16 protein-coding genes are annotated in these 23,351 nt (G+C 74.2%); 11 read left to right on the top strand and 5 right to left on the bottom strand.

Features of this window, described 5'->3' with window-relative positions:
* The first annotated feature begins 29 nt into the window (after nucleotides 1–29).
* The 5 genes from AAEM63_RS02790 to AAEM63_RS02810 all read left to right on the top strand — a co-directional run bounded on the left by AAEM63_RS02790 (nucleotide 30) and on the right by AAEM63_RS02810 (nucleotide 9,156).
* Entirely contained in the window at nucleotides 30–1,190 is a 1,161-nt protein-coding gene (locus tag AAEM63_RS02790) for a bifunctional 2-methylcitrate synthase/citrate synthase (protein WP_341360177.1), read from the top strand.
* Nucleotides 1,191–1,298: 108 nt separating this feature from the next.
* Complete coding sequence (ppdK, locus tag AAEM63_RS02795) at nucleotides 1,299–4,007, top strand: pyruvate, phosphate dikinase (protein ID WP_341360178.1); 2,709 nt, start codon at nucleotides 1,299–1,301, stop codon at nucleotides 4,005–4,007.
* Nucleotides 4,008–4,139: 132 nt separating this feature from the next.
* Nucleotides 4,140–4,370, top strand: a complete 231-nt coding sequence (locus tag AAEM63_RS02800) for a FeoA family protein (protein ID WP_341360179.1) — start codon at nucleotides 4,140–4,142, stop codon at nucleotides 4,368–4,370.
* Between the two features lie 506 nt (nucleotides 4,371–4,876).
* Entirely contained in the window at nucleotides 4,877–7,804 is a 2,928-nt protein-coding gene (locus AAEM63_RS02805) for an FAD-linked oxidase C-terminal domain-containing protein (protein WP_341360180.1), read from the top strand.
* 134 nt (nucleotides 7,805–7,938) lie between these two features.
* Nucleotides 7,939–9,156 carry a hypothetical protein gene (locus AAEM63_RS02810; RefSeq protein WP_341360181.1) on the top strand — a complete coding sequence of 406 codons (1,218 nt, stop codon included), beginning with the start codon at nucleotides 7,939–7,941 and terminating at the stop codon, nucleotides 9,154–9,156.
* Between the two features lie 129 nt (nucleotides 9,157–9,285).
* Here AAEM63_RS02810 and AAEM63_RS02815 read toward each other — a convergent pair whose 3' ends face one another.
* From AAEM63_RS02815 to AAEM63_RS02830, 4 genes are all read right to left on the bottom strand, one after another.
* Nucleotides 9,286–9,972 (bottom strand): DUF305 domain-containing protein, encoded by a 687-nt coding sequence (locus AAEM63_RS02815; RefSeq protein WP_341360182.1) that lies wholly within the window; start codon nucleotides 9,970–9,972, stop codon nucleotides 9,286–9,288.
* A 132-nt stretch (nucleotides 9,973–10,104) separates the two neighbouring features.
* A complete protein-coding gene (locus tag AAEM63_RS02820) occupies nucleotides 10,105–11,328 on the bottom strand; it encodes an alpha/beta hydrolase (RefSeq protein WP_341360183.1) in 1,224 nt (407 codons plus the stop codon).
* 77 nt (nucleotides 11,329–11,405) lie between these two features.
* Nucleotides 11,406–12,677: a homoserine O-acetyltransferase gene (locus AAEM63_RS02825; RefSeq protein ID WP_341360184.1), complete on the bottom strand. Its 1,272-nt coding sequence runs from the start codon at nucleotides 12,675–12,677 to the stop codon at nucleotides 11,406–11,408.
* Nucleotides 12,678–12,679: 2 nt separating this feature from the next.
* Nucleotides 12,680–14,011: a bifunctional o-acetylhomoserine/o-acetylserine sulfhydrylase gene (locus AAEM63_RS02830; RefSeq protein WP_341360185.1), complete on the bottom strand. Its 1,332-nt coding sequence runs from the start codon at nucleotides 14,009–14,011 to the stop codon at nucleotides 12,680–12,682.
* A gap of 702 nt (nucleotides 14,012–14,713) precedes the next feature.
* Between AAEM63_RS02830 and AAEM63_RS02835 the strand changes: the two genes are divergently transcribed.
* Nucleotides 14,714–16,249 (top strand): C40 family peptidase, encoded by a 1,536-nt coding sequence (locus AAEM63_RS02835; protein WP_341360186.1) that lies wholly within the window; start codon nucleotides 14,714–14,716, stop codon nucleotides 16,247–16,249.
* A gap of 96 nt (nucleotides 16,250–16,345) precedes the next feature.
* On the opposite strand, the gene AAEM63_RS02840 is transcribed toward AAEM63_RS02835, so the two are convergent.
* Entirely contained in the window at nucleotides 16,346–16,852 is a 507-nt protein-coding gene (locus AAEM63_RS02840; RefSeq protein WP_123916885.1) for an inorganic diphosphatase, read from the bottom strand.
* Between the two features lie 153 nt (nucleotides 16,853–17,005).
* On the opposite strand from AAEM63_RS02840, the gene dacB reads away from it, so the two are divergent.
* The 5 genes from dacB (at nucleotide 17,006) to ftsH (ending at nucleotide 23,336) form a co-directional block, all read left to right on the top strand.
* Nucleotides 17,006–18,382 (top strand): D-alanyl-D-alanine carboxypeptidase/D-alanyl-D-alanine-endopeptidase, encoded by a 1,377-nt coding sequence (gene dacB, locus AAEM63_RS02845; protein WP_341360187.1) that lies wholly within the window; start codon nucleotides 17,006–17,008, stop codon nucleotides 18,380–18,382.
* A 37-nt stretch (nucleotides 18,383–18,419) separates the two neighbouring features.
* On the top strand, nucleotides 18,420–19,466 hold the full coding sequence (locus tag AAEM63_RS02850; RefSeq protein WP_341360188.1) for a zinc-dependent metalloprotease: 1,047 nt from the start codon (nucleotides 18,420–18,422) through the stop codon (nucleotides 19,464–19,466).
* A gap of 1 nt (nucleotide 19,467) precedes the next feature.
* On the top strand, nucleotides 19,468–20,520 hold the full coding sequence (gene tilS, locus AAEM63_RS02855; RefSeq protein ID WP_341360189.1) for a tRNA lysidine(34) synthetase TilS: 1,053 nt from the start codon (nucleotides 19,468–19,470) through the stop codon (nucleotides 20,518–20,520).
* A 17-nt stretch (nucleotides 20,521–20,537) separates the two neighbouring features.
* The gene (gene hpt, locus AAEM63_RS02860) at nucleotides 20,538–21,092 is read left to right on the top strand and encodes a hypoxanthine phosphoribosyltransferase (RefSeq protein WP_123916893.1); all 555 of its coding nucleotides are present in this window, start codon (nucleotides 20,538–20,540) and stop codon (nucleotides 21,090–21,092) included.
* A gap of 192 nt (nucleotides 21,093–21,284) precedes the next feature.
* Nucleotides 21,285–23,336, top strand: a complete 2,052-nt coding sequence (gene ftsH / locus AAEM63_RS02865; protein ID WP_341360190.1) for an ATP-dependent zinc metalloprotease FtsH — start codon at nucleotides 21,285–21,287, stop codon at nucleotides 23,334–23,336.
* The last annotated feature ends 15 nt before the right edge of the window (nucleotides 23,337–23,351 follow it).

Genomic DNA, 23,351 nt, shown 5'->3' on the forward strand with positions numbered 1-23,351 from the left:
ACGCGGTCCCTCACGCAAAGGAGCGAGATATGACCGAGACCACCCAGGTCCGCAAGGGCCTGGCCGGGGTCGTCGCCGACACCACGGCCATCTCCAAGGTCAACCCCGAGACGAACTCGCTGCTCTACCGCGGCTACCCCGTGCAGGAGCTCGCCGCCCGGTGCAGCCTCGAGGAGGTGGCGCACCTGCTGTGGCACGGCGAGCTCCCGACGGCGGCCGAGCTCGCCGCGCTGCAGGAGCTGGAGCGGGCGAACCGGGGGCTCGAGGAGGACGTGCGCGCCGTCGTCGACCTCGTGCCCGTCACCGCCCACCCGATGGACGTCCTGCGCACGGCGGTCAGCCTCATCGGCGCCCAGGACCCGGCCGCCGGCGACCCCTCGTCCGAGGCCGCCCGCACCCGGTCGGTTCGGCTCCTGGGCCGCATCCCCGCCGTCGTCGCGTACGACCAGCGTCGCCGGCGCGGCCAGGAGCCCGTCCCCGCCCGGGACGACCTCGGCTACGCCGAGAACTTCCTCCACATGACCTTCGGGGAGGTCCCCGACCCCGTCGTCGTCGACGCTTTCCGGGTCTCCCTGGTGCTGTACGCCGAGCACTCCTTCAACGCCTCGACGTTCACGGCCCGGGTCATCACCTCGACGATGTCGGACATGTACTCCGCCGTCGTCGGCGCGGTCGGGGCCCTCAAGGGTCCCCTCCACGGCGGGGCGAACGAGGCCGTCATGCACGTCTTCGACGAGATCGGCGACGCCTCGCGGGCCGAGGCGTGGCTGGACCGGGCCCTGGCCGAGCGACGCAAGATCATGGGCTTCGGCCACCGGGTCTACAAGCACGGCGACTCCCGGGTCCCGACGATGAAGGCCGCCCTGGACACCCTCGTCGCCCACTACGCCCGCCCCGACCTCGCCGAGGTCTACGACCGGCTCGAGGCGGCGATGGTTGCGCGCAAGGGCATCGAGCCCAACCTCGACTACCCCTCGGGCCCGGCGTACCACCTCATGGGGTTCGACACCGCGACCTTCACCCCGATCTTCGTCGCCGCGCGGGTCACCGGCTGGACGGCGCACATCATGGAGCAGGCGGGCGACAACGCGCTCATCCGCCCGCTGAGCGCCTACGACGGCCCGGCCGAGCGGCACCTCCCGGACGGGCCGGACGAGGCTCCGGCGGGCGAATCGGGACGTAGGCCGTAAGTCACCCCTGTGACGTGCTCCACTCCATAACCTGGGGGCGTGACCCAGGTCACCCATAGTCTGATGATCGAGGCGCACGGACGGGCGCCGGGAGCCAGGAGGCGCGTGATGCCGCAGTACGTGTACCGCTTCAGCGAGGGCAGCAAGGACCAGAAGGACCTCCTCGGCGGCAAGGGGGCCAACCTCGCCGAGATGACCAAGCTCGGACTGCCGGTGCCCCCGGGCTTCACGATCACCACCGAGGCCTGCCGCGCCTACATGCGCGACGGCCACGTGCCGCCCGAGCTCCGGGTCGAGGTGACGATGGCGGTGCGCGAGATCGAGGACACGATCGGGCGGCGGCTGGGCGACTTCCACGAGCCGCTGCTCGTCTCCGTGCGTTCCGGCGCCAAGTTCTCCATGCCCGGCATGATGGAGACCGTCCTCAACATCGGGCTCAACGACGCCTCCGTCAAGGGGCTGGCCGAGTTCTCCGGCGACGAGCGCTTCGCCTGGGACTCCTACCGCCGGCTCATCCAGATGTTCGGCAAGACGGTCCTGGGCATCGACGGGGAGCACTTCGCGCACGCGCTGGACGAGAAGAAGCGGACCGCCGGCGCGGCGACCGACATCGACCTCACGGCCGAGGACCTCAAGGAGCTCGTCGCGGAGTTCAAGGCGATCGTCCAGGAGGACGCCGGGCGCGAGTTCCCCCAGCACCCGCGCGAGCAGCTCGACATGGCCATCGAGGCGGTCTTCGACTCGTGGAACACCGAGCGCGCGCGTCTGTACCGGCGTCGCGAACGCATCCCCAACGACCTCGGCACCGCCGTCAACGTCGTCACGATGGTCTTCGGCAACCTGGGGGACACCTCGGGCACGGGCGTGTGCTTCACCCGTGACCCGTCCACCGGGCACTCCGGCATCTACGGGGACTACCTCGCCAACGCCCAGGGCGAGGACGTCGTCGCCGGCATCCGCAACACCCTGCCGCTGGCCGAGCTGGAGACGCTGGACAAGAAGTCCTACGACGACCTGCGCCAGGCGATGCGCCGTCTGGAGACCCACTACCGCGACCTGTGCGACATCGAGTTCACGATCGAGCGCGGCAAGCTGTGGATGCTGCAGACGCGGGTGGGCAAGCGCACCGCGGCCGCGGCCTTCCGCATCGCCACCCAGCTCGTCGACGAGCACCTCATCACCATGGACGAGGCCATCTCGCGCTGCACCGGCGCCCAGCTCAGCCAGCTCCTCTTCCCCCAGTTCGACGGCGAGGCCGAGCGCCACCTCCTCACCAAGGCCATGCCGGCCTCGCCAGGCGCGGCGGTGGGCGAGATCGTCCTGGACAACGCCCAGGCGATCGAGCGCACCTCCGCCGGCGCCAAGGTCATCCTCGTGCGCCGCGAGACCAACCCGGACGACCTCGCGGGCATGATCGTCGCCGACGGCATCCTCACCGCGCGCGGCGGCAAGACCTCCCACGCCGCCGTCGTCGCCCGCGGCATGGGCAAGTGCGCCGTGGTCGGTGCCGAGGAGCTCGACGTCGACCGGGCCGGCGGCGAGGTGCGCATCAACGGCACGGTCCTGCACGCCGGCGACACCATCGCCATCGACGGCTCGAGCGGTGAGGTGTTCCTCGGCGAGGTGCCCGTCGTCGACTCCCCGGTGATGATCTACATCTCCTCCGGCCTCGAGGCCGGCCTCGCCGCCGCGGAGGACGAGGCGACGAAGGAGCTCGTCCACGCCATCGACCGGGTGCTCGGCCACGCCGACGACGTGCGCCGCATGCGGGTGCGCGCCAACGCCGACACCGCCGAGGACGCCCGCCGCGCCCGCGACCGCGGCGCGGAGGGCATCGGGCTGTGCCGCACCGAGCACCAGTTCCTCGGTGACCGGCGCGTCTACATCGAGCACGTCGTGCTGGCCGAGGACGACGAGGCGCGCCTCGCGGCGCTCGAGGAGCTGCTGCCCCTGCAGCGCACCGACTTCGTCGAGCTCCTCGACGCCATGGACTCCCTGCCCACGACCATCCGGCTCATCGACCCCCCGCTGCACGAGTTCCTCCCCGACCTCACCGAGCTCGCCGTCAAGGTGGCCCTGGCCAAGGAGCACGGGAAGGTCGACGAGCGCGAGGTCAAGCTGCTCGCCGCCGTCCAGCGCATGCACGAGCAGAACCCCATGCTCGGCCTGCGTGGCGTGCGCCTCGGGCTGAAGATCCCGGGCCTGTTCGCCCTGCAGATCAGGGCCATCGCCGAGGCGACCGTGGAGCTGCGCAAGGCCGGGAGGAACCCGCTGCCGGAGATCATGGTCCCGCTGGTGGGCTCCATGCGTGAGCTCCAGATCGTCCGGGAGGAGGCCGTGCGCATCCTCGCCGAGGTCGGCGCCGCGGCGGGCGTCACGCTCGACCTGCCCATCGGCTGCATGATCGAGCTGCCCCGGGCGGCCCTGACCGCGCACCGCATCGCCGAGGAGGCGGACTTCTTCTCCTTCGGCACCAACGACCTCACCCAGACCACCTGGGGGTTCTCCCGCGACGACGTCGAGGGAGCGTTCTTCGCCGACTACCTGGAGAACGGCGTCCTGACGATCTCCCCGTTCGAGACCCTCGACGCCGACGGCGTGGGGGCGCTGGTGGTCTCCGGCGTCACCGGGGGGCGCTCGACCAAGCCGCACCTGCACATGGGGGTGTGCGGTGAGCACGGCGGCGACCCCGAGTCGATCCACTTCTTCCACGACGCCGGGCTGGACTACGTCTCCTGCTCGCCGTTCCGGGTCCCCATCGCCCGGCTCGAGGCCGGTCGCGCCGCCGCCCTGGCCGGGGAGGATGCGACCGCCTGACGCCGCCGTCGCGCTGAGGGCTGCCGGGCTCGGCCGGCAGCCCTCAGGTGCGTCCGGCGCCGCGGCGCCACCGGCCAGGCGTCGGGACCAACGTCCCGAGCACACGTCGGCGCCACCCGACACGCTCTGACCATGTGGCTATCGGACTGCCCGGTGCCGGCGAGTGTGCGGGTCCTGGGTGTGCACGTCGACGACGACGTGCGCTCGCGGATCGCCGAGCTCGGCCTCCGGCCGGGCGCGCTCCTGCGCGTCACCCAGCACGCCGCCTTCGGCGGCATCGTCGTGGCCGCGGCCGGCTGCCGGCTGGCGGTCGACGCCGCGACCGCCCACCGGGTGGCGGTGCGGCCGGTGCCCGCGCGCTGAGCGCCGGGCGAGCGCAGGCTGATCGGTCCGTGCGCGAGAATTGAGCGGTCGTCGCGGCGATCTGTGTCGATCGATCCCGGCGTTGCCGAGCGCTCCCCGTGTTGCCGAGCGATCCCCGTGTTGTCGAGCGCTCCCCGTGTTGTCGAGCGCTCCCCGTGTTGCCGAGTGAGAGTGGTGTGCAGGGATCGCTCGGTCACAGAGTGATCGTTGGCGGCGACGAGGCGCGAGCGATCCCCGTGTTGCCGAGCGCTCCCCGTGTTGCCGAGCGCTCCCCGTGTTGCCGAGCGCTCCCCGTGTTGCCGAGTGAGAGTGGTGCGGAGGGATCGCTCGGTCACAGAGTGATCATTGGCGGCGACGAGGCGCGGGAGATCCCCTTCCCCCGCCCCCCTGCACGCGCGCGCCCGCGGGAGCGCCGTCGCTGCGACCGCACACGCCACCTGAGGCAGGCCGGCCACAGGGTGGCGACGCCGACCGGGTCCCGGACGGCGCGTGCCACACTGGCCGCCGTGAGCACCGTCACCAGCGCCGACCTGGCCGCCGAGCTCGACGCCGCCGTGGACGGGGAGGTGGACACCTCCGAGCGTCGCCGCGCCGAGTACTCCACGGACGCCTCGAACTACCGCGTCGTGCCGCAGGTGGTGGTGACCCCGCGCGACGAGGACGACACCCTCGCCGCACTCGACGTCGCCCGCCGCCTGGCGGTGCCGGTCACCGCCCGCGGCGCCGGGACCTCCGTGGCCGGCAACGCCGTCGGGCCGGGCATGGTGCTGGACTTCTCCCGGCACATGCACCGGATCGAGCGAGTCGACGCCGACGCTCGCACCGCGGTGATCCAGCCCGGGGTGGTGATGTCCTCGCTCCAGGCGGCCGCCCGGCCGCACGGGCTGTGGTTCGGCCCCGACCCCTCCACGCAGAACCGCGCGACCCTGGGCGGGATGATCGGCAACAACGCCTGCGGCCCGCACGCGGTGGCCTACGGCCGCACCGCCGACAACGTCAGCGCGCTCGACGTCGTCGACGGCACCGGCCGGCGCTTCGTCGCCGGCGCCGGTCCGGACGCGCTCGCGGCCGTGCCCGGGCTGGACAGGCTCGTCGCCGCGGAGCTCGCGACCATCCGCACGGCGCTGGGCCGGTTCAAGCGTCAGGTCTCCGGCTACTCCCTCGAGCACCTGCTGCCCGAGAACGGCCAGGACCTCGCCAAGATGCTCGTCGGCACCGAGGGCACCCTCGTCACCGTCCTCGGCGCCACCGTCGACCTGGTCCCGCTGCCCACCGCGCCCGTCGTCGTCGCGATGGGCTACCCCGACATGGCGACGGCCGCCGACGCCGTCCCGGCCCTCCTCGCCCACGCGCCGCTCGCCGTCGAGGGCCTGGACTCACGCCTCGTCGACGTCGTGCGCCGCCACCACGGCCCCGCCGCCGTGCCCGAGCTCCCGGAGGGGGCGGGCTGGCTCATCGTCGAGGTGGGCGGGAGCGACCCCGCCGACGCCCTGGCCCGGGCGCGCGCGCTCGCGGCCGACGGCGGCACCTCCGCGGTCCGGGTGGTCCCGGCCGGCGCCGAGGCCGCCGCCCTGTGGCGGATCCGGGCCGACGGCGCCGGCCTCGGCGGTCGGACGCCCGACGGTGCGCCGGCCTGGCCGGGGTGGGAGGACGCGGCGGTCCCGCCGGAGCGGCTGGGGGACTACCTCCGCGACTTCACCGCCCTCATGGCCGACCGTGGCGTGGACGGGCTCCTGTACGGCCACTTCGGGGACGGGTGCGTGCACGTGCGCCTGGACCTGCCGCTCGAGACGCCGGCCGGCATCGGGCCGTCCCGGGCGTTCCTCGAGGCCAGCGCCGACCTGGTCGCCGCCTACGGCGGCTCGCTCTCGGGCGAGCACGGCGACGGGCGGGCACGCTCGGAGCTCCTCGGCCGGATCTACAGCCCCGACGTCGTCGACCTCTTCGCCCGCGTCAAGACGCTGTTCGACCCGGCGGGGCTGCTCAACCCCGGCGTCGTCGTCGACCCTCGGCCCCTGGACGCCGACCTGCGCCGCCCCTACGCCAGGCTCACGCCTGCCGCCGACGGGTTCGCGTTCGCCGAGGACGGCGGGGACTTCGCGACGGCGGTGCACCGCTGCACCGGCGTGGGCAAGTGCCGTGCCGACACCTCCGCCGCGGGCGGGTTCATGTGCCCCAGCTACCAGGCCACCAAGGACGAGAAGGACGTCACCCGCGGCCGTGCGCGGGTGCTGCAGGAGCTGACCAACGGCTCGCTGGTGAGGGACTGGAACTCACCGGCGGTGCTGGCCTCGCTCGACCTGTGCCTGTCCTGCAAGGCCTGCTCCTCGGACTGCCCCACGGGCACCGACATGGCGCGCTACAAGTCCGAGGTGCTCCACCGCGCCTACAAGGGGAAGGTCCGCCCCCGCAACCACTACCTCCTGGGCCAGCTGCCGCGGTGGTCGGCGATGGTCACGGCCGTCCCTGCCCTGGCGCGGCTGGCCAACGTCGTGCTCGGGGCACGCCCGGTCGCGCGGGCGGTGCTGGCCGCCGGCGGGATGGACCCGCGGCGCTCCATGGTGAGCTTCGCCGACGAGCGCTTCTCCCGCTGGTGGCGCCGGCGTGAGGGGGGCAGCGCGACCTCCCGCGGCGCCGTGCTCCCGTCCCGCACCGGCACCGGCACCGAGACCGGGAACCGCACCGAGACCGGCACCGCCACCGACACCGACGCGCGGTTCGTCGTGCTGTGGGCCGACTCCTTCTCCGAGACCCTCGACGGCGCCGGGGCACGCGCCACGGTCGCGCTCCTCGAGGGCGCCGGCTACACCGTGATCGTCCCCCGGGAGCAGGTGTGCTGCGGCCTCACCTGGATCTCCACCGGCCAGCTCGACGGGGCGAAGAAGCGGCTGAGGGACCTCCTGGGGGTGCTGGCCCCCTACGCGGCGAACGGCATCCCCGTCGTCGGGGTCGAGCCCAGCTGCACCGCGGTGCTCCGCTCGGACATGGTCGACCTCCTCCCGGACGACCCGCGGGCACCGATGCTGGCCGCGCACACCTACACCCTCGCCGAGCTGCTCACCGCACCGGCCCCGGTGGGGCCCGGCCCGCACTGGGTCCCGCCGTCGCTCGAGGGCGTCGAGGTCGTGGCGCAGCCGCACTGCCACCACCACTCCGTCATGGGGTGGGAGTCCGACGCCGCGCTCCTGGCGCGCACCGGGGCACGCGTCACCACCCTGGCCGGGTGCTGCGGTCTCGCCGGCAACTTCGGGATGGAGGCCGGGCACTACGAGACGTCGGTCGCCGTCGCCGAGAACGCCCTGCTGCCGGCCCTGCGCGCGGCAGGCCCGGAGACGGTTTATCTCGCCGACGGCTTCTCCTGCCGCACCCAGGCCGAGCAGCTCGCCGGGCGCCACGGGGTCCACCTCGCCCAGCTCCTCACCGGGGACCGCTGAAGGCATCGCGCCACCCGTCCGGGACCGGGTGGTGCGGGTCCGGGCGGGGTCCCCGCGACCCTTCGCGGCGGTCGGCGTCGTGAGAAGATGAAGGCCGATCCCACCCACCCGCGAGACAGTCAGGTCGACGTCGTATGCCGTTCTTCGAGTTCGACGAGGGCCGCCTCGTCCCTGCCCAGTTCGGGCACGCCGTGACCGAGGACATCGACCCCGAGGTGCTCCAGGCGGTGCGCGACCAGGTCCTCGAGGTGGTCCAGCGGCCGCTGTTCCCCGTGAGCTGGTACGGCGACGTCCGGCGCGCGGGCACCTACGGCGCCACGGCGGCCTCACCACGGCTGACGGCGATGGACGCCTCCGGGCAGGTCGTGACCGTCGAGGTCGTCGACCGGCTCGACTCGGCCGCACTGGTCGCGGCGCTGTCGCGCTCGGGCCGCAACGCGGACCTCGGCTGGGCCGAGCTGAGCGGGCTCTACCCGCGCGGCGCCGACGCCTTCCGCCGGGAGTGGAACCTCTTCCGTGAGTCGATGCCGCCGCGCACCACGCCGGGTCCTCGCCTCGTCGTCGTCGCGGGCACCGTCGAGGAGGAGGTGCGCCCGGCGCTGGAGGTGCTCGGTGACTCCGGGGTCGTCGTCCACGAGATCGCCGTGCGGCGCATGAGCAACGGTCGCCAGTTCCTCGAGATCAACGAGCTCCGCCCCGACCTGCTCGAGGCCGGCGGTGCGCTGCTCACCTCTCGCGAGCGCTCCGTGGAGATCACCGCCACCGCCCGGCCGCGCGAGTACTCGCCGGACGAGCCTGGCAGCGTGCCGGACGAACCCGGCGGCACCGCGGACGGGTCCGCCGGTGTGCCGGACGAACCCGGCGGCACCGCGGACGAGCCCGCCGGTGTGCCGGACGGGCCTGCCGCCGCGGGGCAGCCCGACGAGACGAGCGGCGCACTCCCGCGCAACCGTGGCTCGGAGGAGAGCACGCCCCCCATGGGGGTGCCGGTCCACGGCGCGCACAGCGACGACGGTGTGACGGCCGCCGGCAGCGACGAGCCCGGGGACGAGGACCGGGAGGGCCTCGTCGTCGTTGCCGCGTCCCTCGGCTCGGACACCGTCCTGGTGTGGCACCAGCTGCGCCGAGGGGTGCGCCACGAGGCGATCCTCACGGCCGACGGGATGATCCGTCTCCCCGACGGCGCGACCTTCCTCGACCCCGACGCCGCGGCGACCGCCGCGTCGGGTCGTGACGACGTCGACGGCTGGCGGGTGTGGCGGTTCGGGGAGGCGGGTCCCACCCTGGCCGACGCCCGGTCCGAGCTGGCTGCCGCTGCGGGACGCGAGAACGGTGGCCGCCGACGCGGCTGAGCGACGGGACCGCCGCCGCTGAGTGCGGTGGCCGCCGGTCCGGCTGAGTGTCCAGGGTCCGGCTGAGCGCCGAGGATCCGGCTGAGTGTCCAGGCGGCCGCGCCCGGAGCAGGTGTTCGCTCCGGGGGGTCAGCCGGCGCAGTCGCGCTCGGCCGGCTCCTCGTACTCGGGCACCGGCCGGGCCTGCGCCTCCTCGGCGGTCGCGGCCACCCCGTTGCGCTCGATGTCCTCGATCAGCCAGTCCATCTCGAAGATCTCCCGGCGCTGCGCCTCGCTGATCTCCACGGCCAGCTCGCACACCCGGACGTCCTCGATCCCGGCCCGCTCCGAGCGGGTGATCGCCAGGGAGTGGTGAGGGATCATCCCGCGCATGAAGGAGGTGTCGTCCACCGTGGCCTGGCTGCGGTCGAGCGCGGCCCCCCCGCCGAGGAGCAGGAGGCTCACGGCGACGACGGCGATGTTGGCCTTGGCGCTCTTGTACATGTTGAGCATCCAGGCGAGCATCACCAGCCCCATCGCGCCGCCCATGGTGATCGCCATGAACACCCGGCTCTGGCTGAAGCGGATGTGGCTCCACTCCCACGAGCCGACGAACATCACGAAGTACATGACGACCATCCCGGTGAGGATCATCGCCGCGAACCGCAGGTACATCCCCTTGCCGTGGGACTGGCCGTGCCCCTCGTGGGACTGGCCGTGCCCCTCGTGGGACTGCTCCTGACCCCCGTGCGGGCGGCCGCCGTCTCCGCCGCCGCCGTCTCTGCCGCCGGCGGCGGAGCCCGACGGGCGATCGGCCTGGTGCGACATTTCGGACATGAGACGGCCCTCCTCCGTTTGCTACCTGACCTGCTCCATCCTTCCCTCCGGAGATTCCGGCGCAACCCGGCCCGGCGCCCCCACCCGGGACGCAGTCCTGCGTCGCACGACGGCCGCGAGCCCTGCCGGAGCTCAGCGCAGGACGTAGGCGCGGGCCCAGCGCCGCAGCTCGGCGTAGACCCGCCGGCGCACCGCCGCGGCCGAGAGCGTGACGTCGTGGATGGCGCCGTCGAACCGTGCGACCGTGACCAGCGGGCCGAGCTGGAGCGCGCGGCGGCGGATCTGCTCGACGTCGAGCACGGTGTCGGTCTCGCGCATCTGCTGGGACCACCGCGGGCTGACGAACGAGCGTCCCGACGTCATCACCAGCACCGGGCAGCTGATCTCGAGCTCGGCGGCGACCTGGGCGTGACCGGCGAGGATCGCGGCGAGCCAGCCCGCCCTGATCGGCGCCGCGGGTGAGGTCCGCCAGGCCGGCTCGGGGTTCCAGCCGGTGACGAACGGGTCGTCCTCGGAGCCGGCGGGGACGGGGCCGTCCGCCTCGGTCCACCCCATGAGGGCGCGCTGGTAGAAGCCGGGGTCGGCGGTGGGGAGGACGGAGCGGGGCTGGAGCCGGGCGAGGCTGCCCACGAGGGGGGTCGAGAGCGTGCGCAGCAGCGACGTGCCCTGCAGCTCCAGCCACGGGGAGTTGAGCACCAGCGCCCGCAGCGCCCCGGGGTGCCGGTGCGCCCACAGGGCCGTGGTGAGACCGCCGGTGGAGTGCCCGACGAGCACCAGGTCGGTGCCGACGCCGTGCTCGGCCCGCAGGACCTCCAGGGCGGCGTGGATGTCCTCGTCGTACGTGGAGAGGTTCTCGACGTAGCCGCGGGTCTGGTGCGACCGGAGCGAGCGGCCGTACTTGCGCAGGTCCAGGGCGTAGAAGGCGCCGCCGAGGGCGGACCACTCCCGCGCCTGCTCCCGGTGGTAGAAGTAGTCGTTCCAGCCGTGGACGTACAGCACGGTGAAGGTCGGCGTCGACGGCGTACCCGTGAGGGCCTCGGGGTCGGACACCGGGACGTGGCGCACGAGGGTGGCCACGACCTCACCCTCGTCGTCGTCGTGGAGGGGCAGCGTCCGGGCCTCGAAGCCCGCCCCGAGCACGTCCTCGACCCACCGGTCCGCCGGCGGCGGCGGGGGGAAGACGACGGCCTGCTCCGGCACGGCCTCGGCCTGGCTCGCAGCACCCTCCGTGGCGCCGGTGCCGTCCGGCGTCGACGTGGTCCCCGTCCCGCCGGCGCGCAGCCGCGCCGCCACCGCCTGCCGAACCCGTTCGGAGCGCGGGGGGACGACGTCGTCGTCCGGCGGGTCCTTGACCATGCACCCATGATGCCTCGCCGGCCCGGCGCGCGGGCGCGTCGTCGCGAGGGCTCGTCGGGGGGCCGGGAGCGGCCGGGTCAGCGCGCCGGTCGTCCCACCGGCGCCACGGCCCGGAGGAACCGGCCCAGCAGGGCGGCCACCTGGTCGTGCTCGATGAGGAAACCGTCGTGGCCGTAGGGCGAGCGGACGTACGCGACGGGCCCGGCGCCGGCGATCCCGGCGGCGATGCGCTCGGACTCGGCCGGGAAGAACAACCGGTCGCTGTCGACGGCGACGACGAGCGCCTCGGCGGTGACCTGGTCCAGGGCCGCCTCGACGCCGCCGCGGTCACGGCCGATGTCGTGGGTGACCATGGACCGGGTGAGGGTGAGGTAGGTGTTCGCGTCGAAGCGGGCGGCGAGCTTGCCCGCGTGGTGGTCGAGGTAGGACTGCACCGCGTACCGGCCGCCCTCCAGCGGCTCCTCGGCGTGCTGGGGCAGCCGGCCGAACCGGCCGTCGAGCTCCGTGGGGGTCCGGTACGTCGTGTGGGCGATCTGCCGGGCGAGGCCCAGGCCCGCGTGGGGACCGTGCCCCGGGGCGGCGTCGTAGTAGTCCCCGCCGCGCCAGCCCGGGTCGAGCTCGATCGCCTGGAGCTGGGCGTGCGCCCAGGCGATCTGCTCCGCCGAGCTCTGCGCGGTCGAGGCGACGACGGCGACGGCCCCGACCCGCTCGGGCTCCGTGACGGCCCACTCCAGGACCCGGTGCCCACCCATGGACGCGCCGACGACGAGCGCCCACCGCTCGATGCCGAGCAGGTCGGTCAGCTCGACCTCGGCGGCGACCTGGTCACGCACGGTCAGGAGCGGGAACCGCGACCCCCACGGTGCGCCGCCGGGGGCCGGGGAGGACGGACCGGTCGTGCCCTGGCAGCCGCCGAGGACGTTGGGGGCGACGACGAAGTAGCGGTCGGTGTCGATCGCCCGGCCCGGTCCCACCACCTGGGACCACCAGCCGTCGCCCTCGGGGTCGCCGGCGTGCCCGGTGACGTGGGAGTCGCCGGTGAGGGCGTGCAGGACCAGGACGGCGTTGTCGCCGGCCTCGTTGAGCTCACCCCACGTCTCGTAGGCGATCCGGACGTGGGGCAGGCGGCCGCCGCCCTCGAGGGGGAGCGCGCCGATGTCGGCGAACAGGCGCGGACCGGGGTCGTCGCCCGGGCGCCACGCCCCCGTCGCGGGGAGGGTGGCGGGGTCACGCTCGCGGCGGACGGGCCGGGCGCGCAGGGTCCGGGGCGCGGGGGCGCCGCCCGGCCGGGGGTGGCCGGGCGCTCCGTCGGGTGCCCCGTACCCCGGCGTGCCCTGCGTGCCCGGCATGCTCAGGCCTCCGCGCCGGCCGGCTCGGACGTGAAGGACGCGGCTGCGGCCAGTCCCAGCTCGAGGTCGGCGAGGATGTCGTCGATGTTCTCGATGCCCACCGCGAGACGCACCAGGCCCGGGTTCACGCCGGAGGCCGCGAGGTCCTCGGGCGAGAGCTGGGAGTGGGTGGTCGAGGCGGGGTGGATGACGAGGGAGCGCACGTCGCCGATGTTGGCGACGTTGGAGTGCAGCTTGAGCGCGTCGACGAACGCCAGGCCCGCCGCGTAGCCGCCGGCCAGCTCGAACGCCAGCACCGCGCCGGCGCCGCGCGGGGCGTACCGCTGCGCGAGGTCGTACCACGGGGAGGACGGCAGCGAGGCGTACGCGACGCGCGTGACCTGCTCCTGGCCCTCGAGGAACTCCGCGACGCGCCGGGCGTTGGCGACGTGCCGCTCGATGCGCAGCGACAGCGTCTCCAGCCCCTGCCCGATGAGGAAGGCGTTGAACGGCGAGACGGCCGGGCCGAGGTCGCGCAGGAGCTGGACCCGGGCCTTGAGGATGAAGGCGGGGGCGCCGAGGTCCTTGTAGACCAGGCCGTTGTAACTGGGGTCCGGCGTGTTGTAGTTGGGGAAGCGCTCGGGGTCGGCCGACCAGTCGAACGTGCCGCCGTCGACGATGACGCCGGCGATCGAGGTGCCGTGCCCGCCGAGGTACTTCGTGGCGGAGTGCAGCACGATGTCCGCGCCGTGCTCGAGCGGCTTGATGAGGAACGGCGTGGCGATGGTGTTGTCGACGACGAGGGGAACGCCGACCTCGTGGGCCACCGCGGCCACGGCCTCGATGTCGAGGACGGCGCTCTTGGGGTTGGCGATGGTCTCGCCGAAGAACAGCTTGGTGTTCGGCCGCACGGCCGCGCGCCAGGACTCCGGGTCGTCGGCGTCCTCGACGAACGTCGTGGTGATCCCGAACTTCGTCAGCGTGTTCTGGAGGAGGTTGTAGGTGCCGCCGTAGAGGTTGGGGCTGGAGACGACGTGGTCGCCGGCCTCGGCGATGTTGAGGATCGCCAGGGTCTCCGCGGCCTGACCCGAGGCCAGCAGCAGTCCGCCGATCCCGCCCTCGAGCGCGGCGATGCGGGACTCGACCGCCTCCTGCGTGGGGTTGGTGATGCGGGTGTAGATCGGGCCCGCCTCGGCCAGGGCGAACCGGCCGGCCGCCTGGGCGGCGTCCTCGAAGACGAAGGAGGTGGTCTGGTAGATCGGCAGGGCCCGCGCGCCGGTGGCGCTGTCGGGGGTCTGTCCGGCGTGGATCTGAAGGGTCTCGAAGGCCCAGCTCTGGGGGGTCTCGCTGCTCATGGTGGCTCCTGGTTCGGGGGAGTGGAGCGGGCAGACGAGGCTCGGCGTCGCCGCTGTCCCGTCAGCCCGCAGGGGGCCGGCAGTGACGTGCACGTCCGAGGGGGCGCCCGGTCCCGGCGGGCCGTCGTGAGGTCCCGGGGTGACGCGGCGGAGAGCCGACGTCAGGGCATGCCGAACGTGCGCGTCAGCGGCACATTCGACGGAACATGTGGCCGACTCTAGGAGCGGCGCGAACGCCTGAACAGACGCGTCTCATGTGGTGAGACCTGCGCCACCCGCGACTCGTGCGGGGCGCAGGTGGAGCGCCCCGCGCGTGCCGGGTTCGTCCCGGAGCGGGACAGGCCGGGGGCAAGGCGCTTGGTCGGCTCCAGTCGTCGTTGTCCGCGATCAGGTGCTTCGTGGGCTCAGGGTGTTGCTGGGCGAGCGATCCCTCCGTCGGCGAACGATCACCTCGTGACCGAGCGATCCCTCCACACCGCTCTCGTTCGGCAACGGAGTGATCACTCGCTGCACGACGTCGTGCGGGCGGTGGGACCTTGGTCGGTGGCGCCGGGCGTGACGGTCGCTCTTCCGCCCGGATCGGCGCTGCCGCGCCTACCTGTTACCAGTGTTACTAGAGATACGGATGTTCCCAAAGAGGTTCAAGTCCGCTACGGTGCGAGAGCGCGCGCCCCGCACGGTCCGCGCGGACCTGGAGGAACGGTGGACGCACGACCCGGTACGCGGCGGATGACGGCCGCCCTCGCCGTCCTTGCCCTGTCGACGGCAGGCTTCACGGCCGGTGCGACCGCAGCCCCGAGCGAGGACGAGATCGCGGAGTCCCGGGCCGCCGAGACGGTCACGGTCCGGTCGATCGCATCCCTCGAGGTCGAGCTCGCCACGGTGGCCGCCGAGGTCGAGGAGGCCGCGGTCCGCGCCTCGCTGACCAACGAGGACTTCCTCGCGGCGCAGGCGGCTCTCGCCGCCGCCGTCAGCACGGCGCAGGAGCGCCAGGCCGAGGCAGACGCCGCGGCCGAGGAGGTGGAGGCGGCACGTGCACAGCTCGGTCAGGTGGCCGCCGCGCTCTACCAGGACAGCTCGGTCGGACTCGCCCACATCACCCCCTACCTCTCCTCCGACAGCTTCGCGGAGGCGATGGGTCGCACGTCCACGCTCGAGCGCCTCGGCAGTCGCGCGGACAAGCACATCCAGCGCTTCCAGGCACTCGAACAGGTCCACCGCACGCTGCAGGGCCGTGCCGACGAGGCGGTCGCCGCGCAGGAACGGGCCACGGACGAGCTCGGCGCCGCGTCCGAGGCGGCCGAGGCCGGCTACGCCCAGGCGCAGGACCAGGCCATCGTTGCCGCGCAGCGGCGCGGGGAGCTCATCGTCGAGCTCGCAGCGCAGCGATCCACCACGGTCGAGCTCGAGCGTGCCCGTCAGGACGCGCTCGACGCCGATCGGCTCTCCCGTCAGGACGCCGCCGCCCGGTCCCAGGCCCTCGCCGCCATCCCGGCCGCCGCAGCGACGGGCCCTGCGCCCGCCGTCCAGAGCCCGGCTGCCCAGAGCCCCGCTGCCCAGAGCCCGGCTGCCCAGGCGCCGACCGCGCAGGCGCCGGCCGCGCCGAGCCCGGCCCAGGATCCGGAGCCCGCCCCGGCTCCCGCGCCCGCCCCGGCGCCCGCGCCCGCTCCGGCGCCCGCACCTGCTCCGGCCCCGGCGCCCGCTCCGGCCCCGGCGCCCGCTCCGGCCCCGGCGCCCGCTCCGGCCCCGGCGCCCGCGCCGGCGCCTGCTCCGGCGCCTGCTCCGGCGCCCGCACCTGCTCCTGCTCCGGCACCCGCGCCCGCACCTGCTCCGGCCCCTGCGCCCGCGCCCGCACCCGCCCCGCCGGTCAACACCTCGGCCGTCGACCGCGCGATCGCCTTCGCCCGGTCCCAGCTCGGTGTCCCGTACGTGTGGGGTGGAACCGGGAACCCCGGCTACGACTGCTCGGGCCTGACCATGCGGGCCTTCGGGGCCGCCGGGATCTCGTTGCCCCGCACCACCCGCGCCCAGTGGGACGTCGCGACCAAGGTGCCGCTGAGCCAGGTCAAGAAGGGCGACCTGGTGTTCTGGAGCAGCAACGGCCAGCGTTCAGGGATCTACCACGTCGCGATCTACACCGGTGGCAACATGCGCATCCACGCGCCCAGCCCCGGAAAGACCGTCGAGGAGGTGCCCATGTGGCACGTCAACATCATGCCGGTGGTGGGCCGCCTCTGAGCCGGCACCGCACGACTAAGGGCCCCGCCGGTCGGCGGGGCCCTCGGTCGTCGTGCGGGGACGGCAGCCGGTGGTGCGGCCAGCCCGTCGGTGACGTCAGTGGACGCCGTTGTTGTGGTAGCCCTGCTCCTTGGCCCGCTCGTACGACCGGCGGATCTCGTGCTCGGCCGCCTCACGGCCCACCCAGTGGGCGCCCTCGACCGACTTGCCCGGCTCGAGGTCCTTGTACACCTCGAAGAAGTGCTGGATCTCCAGGCGGTGGAACTCGCTGACGTCCTCGATGTCCGTGCGCCACGACGCGCGCTGGTCGGCCGCCGGGACGCACAGGACCTTGTCGTCCCCGCCGGCCTCGTCCTTCATCCGGAACATCCCCAGGGCGCGGCAGCGGATGAGGCAGCCGGGGAAGGTCGGCTCCTCGAGCAGCACCAGCGCGTCGAGCGGGTCGCCGTCCTCGCCGAGCGTGTCCTCGATGAACCCGTAGTCGTCGGGGTAGCGGGTGGACGTGAAGAGCATCCGGTCCAGGCGGATCCGCCCGGTCTCGTGATCGACCTCGTACTTGTTGCGGTTCCCCTTGGGGATCTCGATCGTGACGTCGAACTCCACGGCTACCCTTCCTCCGGCCCGGCCGCCCCACCGCGGGACGAGGGGGCGCGTCGTGTCCGCCCGGCGCGGTCCTGGCCGGACTCTCGGCACTAGTGTGTCGCACGTCAGGGGCTTTCGTGCACGCGCGGCGCCCGCCGGACCCGGGGAGGTGCCGTGGCACGGAGGAGGATCGCGGGTGTCCTCGCGGGCGTCCTCGTCCTGGGTGGGTACACCGCCGCCGACGCCGCGGACGTCGTGCCCGGGGTGCTCACCACCGATCCGGTCCCCGCCGACCCCCGGCCCTTCCCCGACATCCCGGGCGACGGCCTGCGCGCCCCCGCCGTCGCGGGCCCGGACACGGAGTCACCGGTGCCGGCGGCAGCGGCGCTGGAAGGGATGGCCGACAGCCTCCGGGCGGACCACCGCATGATCGGCGAGGCCTCCGTCGTCGTCGCCGACGGAGTGACGGGGGAGGTGCTCCTCGACTCCGAGGGCGCCACGCCGCGCCGGCCCGCCTCCTCGCTCAAGGTCCTCACCGCCGCCGCGGCGCTCGCCGCGCTCGGCCCGGACCGGGTCCTCACGACGTCGGTGGTCCAGACCGGCGACGACCGGGTCGTGCTCGTCGCGGGCGGCGACGTCATGCTCGCCGCGGGGCAGGGCGACCCCGCCGCGGTCCGGGGCCACGCCGGGCTCGCCGACCTCGCGGCCGCCACGGCGGCCGAGCTCACCGCGCAGGGGGTGGGCGAGGTGAGCGTCTCGCTGGCCGACGGCCTGTTCACCGGCCCTGTCCACGCGTCCGGCTGGAGCGGGCTGGACCTGGACTTCGTCATGCCGGTCCAGCCCCTCGCCGTCGACTCCGGCCGCGACGGTGCCGGCGGCTATCTCGACGACCCGGCCCTGGAGGCGGCCCGCACCTTCGCGGCCGCCCTGGCCGACGCCGGTGTCGCCGTCTCGGGGTCGGTCCGCCGCACCCCCCTGCCCGACGACGACCTCGAGCCGATCGCGACCGTCGAGTCCGCCCCGCTCGCGGCGGTGGTGCGCGAGGCCCTGCGCGCCTCCGACAACTCCGTCACCGAGGTCCTCGGCCGGCTGGTCGCGATCGAGCGGGGCGGAGCGGCGGACTTCGCGGGCGCGACCGCGGCGGTGCGCGACCAGCTGGCCGACCTCGGCCTCGACGTCGAGGGCGTCACCCTCGCCGACACCTCCGGCCTGAGCATGGACACCACCGTGCCGGCGCGCCTCCTCACCGACGTCCTCGTCGCCTCCCTCGACCCCGCCCGGCCCGAGCTCGCCGCGCTCGTGCCCGGCCTGCCCGTGGGCAACCTCGACGGCACGCTCGCCGAGCGCTTCACCGGCGACCTCGCCGGGCGTGTGCGCGCCAAGACCGGCACCCTCACCGTGGCCTCGTCCCTCAGCGGGACGGTGCTGACCGCCGACGGCCGCCTGCTGGTCTTCTCCGTCCTCACCGACGACCTCCCGGTCGGCACGACCTTCCAGGCCCGGCTGGCGATCGACGACCTCGTGCGCACGCTCGGCGCGTGTGGGTGCTAGGCCGCGCCGCGCGCCCGCCGACAGTAGGTTGGAGGCCATGAGCGAAGCCGTGGACTGGCAGGTCGCCGTGCGACGCGCGGGCGGCCTCGCCCGCCCGGGCCCGAGGGGCTCGCGCGCGGAGCTGCGGGCGCTCATCACGGTGCTGCGCACCGCCGCCCGGGAGGCCCCCCGCCACGTCGGCGCGATCACGGGGCTGCACGCCGCCGCCGAGGCCGCCGCCCGCGTGCCCGTGTACGTCGTGGACCGGCCGCGCTGGGCCGAGGCCAACGTCGAGATGTTCGCCCACCTCACCGACGGGCTGCTGCCCGCGGCCACCCGGCCCGGGGCCGCCCGGATCGCCGGCGAGGAGATGGGCGTGGTCCTCTCCCTGCTCTCGACCAAGGTGCTCGGCCAGTTCGACCCGTTCACCGCGGGCGCACCCGGTCGACTGCTCCTCGTCGCCCCCAACGTGCTGCACATCGAGCGCGAGCTGGACCTCGACGCCATGGACTTCCGCATGTGGGTGTGCCTGCACGAGCAGACGCACGCCGTGCAGTTCGCCGCCGCCCCGTGGCTCGCCGACCACCTGCGGACGAAGATGCGCTCGGTCGTCGACGAGGTCGCCGACAGCGACGACGCCCTCGCCCGCATCGCCCGGGCGGCCCGCGCCGTCGTGGAGACCCTCGGCTCGCTGCGCGGCGAGCCGCGCCCGCACGAGATGGGCGGCGCGCTCGTGGAGGCCTTCCTCGACGAGGAGGAGCGGGCCGCGATGGGTGAGGTCGTGGCGGTCATGAGCCTGCTCGAAGGGCACGCCGACGTCGTCATGGATGAGGTCGGCCCCGCCCGGCTGCCCTCGGTGCGCCGCATCCGCGCCTCCTTCGAGAAGCGTCGCGACGGCACCTCCGCCCCCGACGTGCTCCTGCGGCGCCTGCTCGGGATGGACGCCAAGGTCGCCCAGTACCGCAACGGCGCCCGCTTCGTCCGTGACGTCGTCGCCCGCGTCGGGCACGACGGGCTCAACGCCGTGTGGACCGGTGCCGAGCACCTGCCCAGCGCCGCCGAGATCGCCGATCCGGACGCCTGGGTGCGCCGCGTCCACGGCTGAGATGGCCGGACCGCCGCCCGACGTTGCCGCCGCCCGCTCCGCCGTCCGGACCGCGCTCGGCGACCTGCCGCCCGGCGCGAGGGTCCTCGTGGCCTGCTCCGGCGGGGCCGACTCGCTCGCGCTGGCGGCGGCGGCGGCGTTCGTCGCGGCGCGCGAGGGGTGGCAGGCCGGGGCCGTCGTCGTCGACCACAAGCTGGCCCCCGGCTCGGGGGAGGTCGCCGCCCGCGCGGCCGCGCAGTGCCGCGACCTCGGTCTCGACCCGGTCCTCGTGCGCGCCGTCGACGTCCGCGGCGGTCCCGGGGGCACCGGTGCCGGCGGCCCCGAGGCCGCCGCCCGCTCCGCGCGGTACGACGCGCTCGCCGAGGCGGCGACGGCGGTCGGCGCGGCGGCCGTCCTGCTCGGGCACACCCTGGACGACCAGGCCGAGACGGTCCTGCTCCGCCTAGCCCGCGGCTCGGGCGTCCGGTCCCTCGCCGCGATGGCACCCGTGCGGGGCCTGCTGCGGCGGCCGTTCCTCGGGCTGCGGCGCGAGCAGACCGAGGCGGTGTGCCGGGCGGCGGGGCTCGAGCCCGCCCGCGACCCGGGCAACGCCGCGGACGGCCCCTGGCGCGCCGCGGACGGCTCGGCGCTGCGCCGGGCGGCGGTGCGCGAACGGGCCCTGCCCGCCCTCGTCGCCGCCCTCGGCCCGGGGGTCGTGCCCGCGCTCGCCCGCACGGCCGAGCAGCTGCGCCGCGACGGCGCCCTCCTCGACGCCCAGGCCGGCGCCCTCCTCGACGACGCCGTCGTCGCGACCGCGCCCCTCATCCTCGACGCGGCCACCCTGGCCGCCGCCCACCCCGCGCTGCGCAGCCGGGCCCTGCGCACCGCCGCCCTGCGCGCGGGCGCCGCACCCGGTGCCCTCGCCGCGGTCCACCTCGACGCCCTCGAGGCCCTGGTCACCGCCTTCCACGGCCAGGGCGCCGTCCAGCTCCCCGGCGGTGTGGAGGCCCGGCGGCGGTGTGGCAGGCTTGCCCTGCACCCGGCCGGGACACCGCCCGGCGGCGGTACCGAGTGAGCGGGAGGGGCGCCTGCATGGACGCGCGTGACATGGGTGAGGACCTGGAGAAGATCCTCCTCACCGAGGAGCAGATCGGCACCCGGCTCGAGGAGATGGCCGCCCTCATCGACGCCGACTACGCCGGGCGCGAGCTGCTGCTCGTCGGCGTCCTGCGCGGCGCGGTGATGGTCATGGCCGACCTCTCCCGGCGGATGCACCTGCCGATCCAGATGGACTGGATGGCGGTCTCGTCCTACGGCTCGGGGACGAAGTCGTCCGGCGTCGTGCGCATCCTCAAGGACCTCGACAACGACCTCACCGGCCGGGACGTCCTCATCGTCGAGGACATCATCGACTCCGGGCTCACCCTGTCCTGGCTCGTGGCCAACCTGCGCTCGCGCGGGCCGGCCTCGGTGGAGATCGCGACCCTGCTGCGCAAGCCCGAGGCGGCCAAGGTCGACGTCGACGTGCGCTACGTCGGGTTCGACATCCCGCCCGAGTTCGTCGTCGGCTACGGCCTGGACTACGCCGAGCGCTACCGCCACCTGCCCTTCGTCGGGACCCTCGCACCGCACGTCTACGGCGGCTGAGCGCCCCGACCGGCGGCTCCGGCGCGGGCGCGGAACACCGGCACGCACCCGCCCGTTGTCCTTGAGGAAGACCCGTGCTCGGGCAAGCCCTGCGCGAACAACGGGCCGACCGGCCGGTGCCCGCCCGCCCCGGTCGGCTACCGTCGGGGAAAACGTGCGACCAGGAGGGACCGGGCCCAGGGCCCATCGTTCATGAATGCCAAGAACCTGCTGCGAGGACCACTGGTGTGGATCCTCCTCGTCCTCCTCCTCGTCTCCATGGCGTGGTCCCTCCTCGGGCAGGGGGCGACCCAGCGGATCGACACCTCCCAGGGCCTGGAGCTCCTCGCCGGCGACACCGTCGAGCAGGTGGAGATCACCGAGGGCTCCCAGCGGGTGCGGATGACCCTGTCCGAACCGTTCGTGGCCGACGACGGCGAGGGCGGGGAGGTCGACAAGGGCACCTCGGTCGAGTTCTACTACGTCGCCCCGCAGGGGGAGACGGTCGTCGGCGCCGTCGAGGCGGCCGACCCGGAGCAGGGCTACAACTCCGTGGTCCCGCAGCAGTCGTGGCTGTCCTCCCTGCTGCTGTTCGTCCTGCCGATGATCCTCATCTTCGTCGTCTTCTGGTGGATCCTCTCCCGCGCCCAGGGCGGGGCCGGCGGCATGATGAAGTTCGGCAAGTCCAAGGCCCGGATGGTCAACAAGGAGAACCCCGACGTCACCTTCGCCGACGTCGCCGGCGAGGAGGAGGCCGTCGAGGAGCTCGAGGAGATCAAGGAGTTCCTCGCCGAGCCGGAGAAGTTCCAGGCGGTGGGCGCGAAGATCCCCAAGGGCGTGCTCCTCTACGGCCCGCCCGGGACCGGCAAGACCCTCATCGCCCGCGCCGTCGCCGGCGAGGCCGGGGTGCCGTTCTTCTCGATCTCCGGCTCGGAGTTCGTCGAGATGTTCGTCGGTGTCGGCGCCTCGCGCGTGCGTGACCTGTTCGAGCAGGCCAAGGCCAACGCGCCCGCCATCATCTTCGTCGACGAGATCGACGCCGTCGGGCGCCACCGCGGCGCCGGCATGGGCGGCGGCCACGACGAGCGCGAGCAGACCCTCAACCAGCTCCTCGTGGAGATGGACGGCTTCGACGTCAAGACCAACGTCATCCTCATCGCCGCCACCAACCGTCCTGACGTGCTCGACCCCGCCCTGCTGCGGCCGGGCCGGTTCGACCGCCAGGTCGCCGTCGAGGCCCCCGACCTGCACGGGCGTCACGCCATCCTCAACGTCCACGCCAAGGGCAAGCCCATGGCCCCCGGCGTGGACCTGCGCATGGTCGCCAAGCGCACCCCAGGCTTCACCGGCGCCGACCTCGCCAACGTCCTCAACGAGGCCGCCCTGCTCACCGCCCGCTCGGGCGCCCAGCTCATCGACGACCGCGCCCTGGACGAGGCGATCGACCGCGTCGTCGCGGGGCCGCAGAAGCGCACCCGGGTCATGAACGAGAAGGAGCAGAAGGTCACCGCCTACCACGAGGGTGGGCACGCCCTGGCCGCGGCGGCCCTGCGCTACACCGACCCCGTGACCAAGGTGACGATCCTGCCGCGCGGCCGGGCCCTGGGCTACACCATGGTCATGCCCAGCGAGGACAAGTACTCCACCTCCCGCAACGAGCTCCTCGACCAGCTGGCGTACGCCATGGGCGGTCGCGTGGCGGAGGAGATCGTCTTCCACGACCCCACCACCGGAGCCTCCAACGACATCGAGAAGGCCACCGCCATCGCGCGGAAGATGGTCGTCGAGTACGGCATGAGCGACCGGGTGGGCGCGATCAAGCTGGGCAAGTCCGACGCCGAGCCCTTCCTCGGCCGCGACTACGGCCACCAGCGCGACTACTCCGAGGACGTCGCGCGCATCGTGGACGAGGAGACCCGCCGGCTCATCGAGGAGGCCCACGACGAGGCGTGGGAGATCCTCACCGAGTACCGCCACGTCCTGGACGACCTCGTGCTGCACCTCCTGGAGAAGGAGACGCTCAACGAGGCCGAGCTCGCGCGGGTCTTCGCCCCCGTCGTCAAGCGGGCGCCGCGCCCGGTGTGGCTCTCCTCCGACGGCCGGCCCGTCAGCGACCTCCCGCCGGTCCTCACCGCCGCCGAGCGGGACCGCGGGGAGCGCATGGCGCCCGAGGACCAGGCGGCCGCGGCGGGGGAGACCCCGCTCGACGGCGTCGGCCAGGTGCCGGGCGGCGGCCGCATCGGCGGGCCCGCCGAGGGGCTCTAGTGACCGGGGTCGTCC

This window comes from Georgenia sp. M64 (assembly GCF_038049925.1).
Lineage (GTDB): Bacteria > Actinomycetota > Actinomycetes > Actinomycetales > Actinomycetaceae > Georgenia.

Excerpts from the sequence above, each read along its gene's own strand:
- AAEM63_RS02790 (WP_341360177.1), top strand. The coding sequence starts at position 30 with ATGACCGAGACCACCCAGGTCCGCAAGGGCCTGGCCGGGGTCGTCGCC.
- ppdK (WP_341360178.1), top strand. The coding sequence starts at position 1,299 with ATGCCGCAGTACGTGTACCGCTTCAGCGAGGGCAGCAAGGACCAGAAG.
- AAEM63_RS02800 (WP_341360179.1), top strand. The coding sequence starts at position 4,140 with ATGTGGCTATCGGACTGCCCGGTGCCGGCGAGTGTGCGGGTCCTGGGT.
- AAEM63_RS02810 (WP_341360181.1), top strand. The coding sequence starts at position 7,939 with ATGCCGTTCTTCGAGTTCGACGAGGGCCGCCTCGTCCCTGCCCAGTTC.
- AAEM63_RS02815 (WP_341360182.1), bottom strand. The coding sequence starts at position 9,972 with ATGTCCGAAATGTCGCACCAGGCCGATCGCCCGTCGGGCTCCGCCGCC.
- AAEM63_RS02820 (WP_341360183.1), bottom strand. The coding sequence starts at position 11,328 with ATGGTCAAGGACCCGCCGGACGACGACGTCGTCCCCCCGCGCTCCGAA.
- AAEM63_RS02825 (WP_341360184.1), bottom strand. The coding sequence starts at position 12,677 with ATGCCGGGCACGCAGGGCACGCCGGGGTACGGGGCACCCGACGGAGCG.
- AAEM63_RS02830 (WP_341360185.1), bottom strand. The coding sequence starts at position 14,011 with ATGAGCAGCGAGACCCCCCAGAGCTGGGCCTTCGAGACCCTTCAGATC.
- AAEM63_RS02850 (WP_341360188.1), top strand. The coding sequence starts at position 18,420 with ATGAGCGAAGCCGTGGACTGGCAGGTCGCCGTGCGACGCGCGGGCGGC.
- tilS (WP_341360189.1), top strand. The coding sequence starts at position 19,468 with ATGGCCGGACCGCCGCCCGACGTTGCCGCCGCCCGCTCCGCCGTCCGG.
- hpt (WP_123916893.1), top strand. The coding sequence starts at position 20,538 with ATGGACGCGCGTGACATGGGTGAGGACCTGGAGAAGATCCTCCTCACC.
- ftsH (WP_341360190.1), top strand. The coding sequence starts at position 21,285 with ATGAATGCCAAGAACCTGCTGCGAGGACCACTGGTGTGGATCCTCCTC.